The 3234-nt window shown below is 55.4% G+C and carries 1 protein-coding gene; it reads right to left on the reverse strand.

What is annotated here, in order from left to right; translation table 11 throughout:
• The coding region (locus tag ABD931_RS22310; RefSeq protein WP_345270383.1) for a beta strand repeat-containing protein at positions 1-3234 on the reverse strand (3234 nt) is incomplete at both ends.

A 3234-nucleotide genomic window follows, 5' to 3' on the forward strand; every position in this document is an offset into this window, starting at 1 on the left:
AAGCCGATGTTGGTTGAACTTGCATACTGGAAGGTAGCCCCAGGCGTTGGGCTGCTGAAGGCAATGGCCGATACCGGTGCCCCATTGCATACCGACAGGCTGGCTACAGCATTGACCACCGGGCTGGGATTGACGGTAACTGTGAACGTTTGAGCCGGTCCCGGACAGCCGTTGGTGGTGGCCACTACCGTTACGGTTGCCGTTACCGGCGCTGAGCCTGAGTTAACCGCCGTAAAGCTGTTAATATTACCGGTGCCGGTGGTACCAAAACCCACGTTGGTGCTACTGGTGTAACTGAAGGTAGCACCGGCTACCGGACTCGTAAATACAATTGGTGAAGCCGTAGCTCCGGCGCAAACGGCTACATTCGTAAGCGGATTTACTGTAGCAGTCGGTATAACTGTAACGGTAAAGGTCTGGGCGGGGCCCTGGCAACCGTTAGCCTGAGCCGACGCAGTAACCGTGACCGTTACTGGAGCTGTTGTGTTATTCTGGGCGGTGAAGGCACCGATATTACCAGTACCGGCTGTTCCGAAGCCGACATTGCCCGAACTCGTGTAAGTAGTAATGGCACCTGGCGTTGCACTGGTTACGTTAATCGCTGACACTGGCGCTCCATTACAAACCGTAATATTGCTGACCGGGCTGATAGCCGGGCTCGGGTTTACCGTAATAGTGAAAGTCCGGGCTGGTCCCTGACATCCTTCAATCGAAGCAACCACAGTAATGGTTGCCGTTATTGGATTAGCCGTATTGTTGGTAGCCGTGAAAGATCCAATGCTACCGGTACCGGTGGTCGTAAATCCAATATTAGCACTTGCGGTATAGCTTAGAACGGCACCGGGAGTTGGGCTGGTCAGCGGAATAGCCGCCACCGTCTGACCGTTACATATGGTTTGACTGGCAACAGCATTCACCGTCGGTGTCGGATTCACCGTTACATTAAAGCTCCTGGTCGGGCCGGCACAACCGTTTGCCACAGCCGCTACCGTAACGGTTGCAATTACCGGTTCGGTTGTGAGATTGGTCGCTGTATAGGGGGGTATATTGCCTGTCCCTGTCGTACCAAAACCGACGTCAATCGAGCTGGCGTAGTTGAAGGTAGTGCCCGTTGTCGAACTGGTAAAGTTGATGCCAGTAGCCGGTGCGCCATTACAATACGTATAGCTGCTAATTGGATTCACCGTTGCATTCTCGACCGCCGGACTGGGATTAACGGTAATCACAAAGATACGGGCCGGACCGGGGCAGCCGTTAGCCGACCCTGTCACCGTTACGGTGGTGGAAATTGGGGATGCCGTATTGTTGGTAGCCGTAAAGGCAGAAATGCCGGTTACGTTGTTTCCCGTTGTCGCAAAACCAATGTTATTGCTCGCCGTATAGCTGAAAGATGTTCCGGCCGTTTCGCTGCTGAACGGTATAGCCGATACCGGTGACCCATTACAAACCGTCAGGCTCAGGATATTATTGACTATTGGTGTTGGGTTCACCGTGATGGTAAAGGTCCGGGCTTGTCCCTGGCAACCATTCGCCGTGGCCACAACCGTTATAGTGGCGGTTATCGGGTCCGATGTATTGTTTACGGCGGTAAACTGGCCAATGTTGCCGGTACCTGTTGTTCCAAACCCTACATTAGTACTGCTGGTATAGCTAAAGGTAGCACCGGACGTCGGGCTGCTGAACGTAATAGGCCCTGCTGTTGCACCGGTACAAACCACTACGCTGCTGACTGAATTGACCGTCGGACCCGGATTTACGGTGACGGTAAAGGTCTGGGCGGGCCCCTGACAGCCGTTCGCTGTGGCCACCACCGTTACCGTACTGACTATAGGGGCGGCTGTGGTGTTCGAGGCAACAAAGGTTGGTATTCCGCTAGTACCCGTTGTGGCAAAGCCTACATTATTCGTAGCCGTATAGCTGAAGGTAGTACCCGCTGTGGGGCTGCCGAACGTGATGGCCGGCACCGTCTGCCCGGAGCAGGCCACCACATTATTTACGGTATTAACCGTTGGCTGCGGATTAACGGTCACCGTAAACATCAACGCTGGTCCGGGGCAACCATTCGCCGTCGCCACCACCGTTACCGTGGCCGTAACTGGCGCCGATGTATTGTTCGTCGCCGTAAAGGCACCGATGTTACCCGTGCCAGTGGTACCGAACCCTACGTTAGTGCTGCTGGTGTAGCTGAAGGTAGCGCCGGCCGTGGGGCTGCTGAAATTTATGGCCGGCGCGTTCTGATTAGCGCAGTACACAACACTGCTCACCGCATTCACCGTTGGGCTCGGATTCACCGTAATGACAAAGGATTGTGACGGACCGCTACAGCCATTGGCACTGGCGGTTACCGTAACCGTGGTCGTTATGGGCGAAGAGGTATTGTTGACCGCGACAAATGAAGGAATATTTCCTACACCGGCGGTACCGAACCCTACATTGGTACTGCTGCTGTAGCTGAAGGTAGCACCTGCCGTGGGGCTGCTAAAGGTAATTGCCGACGCGGTCTGACCATTACATACTGTTACATTGCTGACGGCATTGATCACCGGACTGGGATTCACCGTGATGGTAAATGTCTGGGCTGGTCCGGGGCAACCATTCGCCGTCGCCACCACCGTAACAGTAGTGGTAACCGGCGCAGAGGAGCCATTGGTAGCAACAAATGAATTGATATTACCAGTACCGGTGGTGCTGAAACCTACGTTGGTGCTGCTGGTGTAGCTGAAAGTAGCGCCGGCTACCGGGCTGCCAAACGTGATAGTGGGCACGGTGGCGCCATTACAATAGGTAGCGCTCGTTACCGTATTAACGCTTGGGCTTGGGGTTACCGTAACACTAAAGGTCTGCACCGGTCCGGCACAGCCGTTGGCTATGGCCTGTACCGATACGGTGGCGACCACTGGGGTCGATCCGGTATTGGTCGCCGTGAAGGCCCCGATGTTGCCCGTGCCGGATGTGCCGAAACCCACATTGACCGAGCTGGTGTAGCTAAACACGGCACCGGCCGTGGGACTGCCGAAGACAATGGCCGGAGCCGATGCGCCATTACAGTAGCTTACACTGCTGACGGTATTGACCGCCGGACTGGGATTCACCGTGATGGTAAAAGTCTGGGCAGGGCCCTGGCAACCGTTGGCCGTGGCTACTACCGTCACAGTGGCCGTAACCGGGGCCGACGTAGTGTTGGTGGCCGTAAAAGCGCCGATATTGCCCGTACCCGTCGTAGCAAAACCCACA

Origin of the sequence: Nibrella viscosa (assembly GCF_039541875.1) — a bacterium.
GTDB lineage: Bacteria > Bacteroidota > Bacteroidia > Cytophagales > Spirosomataceae > Nibrella > Nibrella viscosa.